The organism is Arhodomonas sp. KWT, from assembly GCF_010993615.1.
On the sequence record NZ_WNXE01000673.1, the window covers coordinates 1 to 904 of the forward strand.

The following is a 904-nucleotide window of genomic DNA, read 5'->3' on the forward strand; positions in this document are numbered from 1 at the left end:
CGGGCCTCGCTGTTCGTGCTGTCCTCGGCCTGGGAGGGCTCGCCCAACGTGCTCACCGAGGCGGTGGCGCTGGGCACGCCGGTGGTGGCCACGGACTGCCCCAGCGGACCCCGGGAGCTGCTCGCGGACGGGCGCTTCGGGCCGCTGGTGGCGGTGGGCGACGACATCGCCATGGCGGCGGCCATGGCGGCGGTCCTGGACGCCCCCCTGCCGCCGGAGACGCTCCGGGGCGCGGCGGCGGGGTATACACTGGAGGCCAGCGCGGCGGGCTACCTGCGGGCGCTGGGCCTGGACGAACGAGCCGGAACCCCCTGATGCTGATTTCCTACCGTCACCGATTCCTGTTCGTGCACATCGCCAAGACCGGCGGCACGAGCATCCGCACGGCCCTGCGTCCGTACCGCTGGGGCTGGCCGTACACGCCGGTGCTCGCTGCGGCGAGCCTGATCAGCCAGATGACCCGGCCGAAGCACGCGCTGGGCATCAAGTTCCCGCGCCATGCCAAGGCGATCGCCGCCTACGAGATGCTGCCCCGCGAGCTCTACGAGGGGCTGTTCAAGTTCGCCGTGGTGCGCAATCCCTGGGATCTGCAGGTGAGCTCGTTCCACCACCTCAGGCGCGAGCACCCGCAGCGCACCGCGCACCTGGATACCTTCGAGACGTTCATCCGTGCCAAGCTCGACCCGGAACGGGCCTACGATTACCTGCTGGACATCTCCCAGGAGCGCCAGTGGGAGTACGTGTGCGATTTCCACGGCCGGCAGATCGTGGATTTCGTCGCCCGCTACGAGCGTCTCTCCGAGGACTTCGCCCACGTGTGCGAGCGCATCGGCATCGAGGCGCCGGCGCTGCCGCACCGCCGCCGCGCGGGTGACCGCGGGACCTATCAGGATTACTACACGCC

2 protein-coding genes are annotated in these 904 nt (G+C 70.4%); both read left to right on the plus strand.

What is annotated here, in order from left to right:
* On the plus strand, nt 1-315 hold a 315-nt coding region (locus G7A99_RS21645), incomplete at its 5' end, for a glycosyltransferase (protein ID WP_163143998.1).
* The coding region (locus tag G7A99_RS21650) for a sulfotransferase family 2 domain-containing protein (protein ID WP_163144000.1) at nt 315-904 on the plus strand (590 nt) is incomplete at its 3' end. The genes G7A99_RS21645 and G7A99_RS21650, both read left to right, overlap by 1 nt.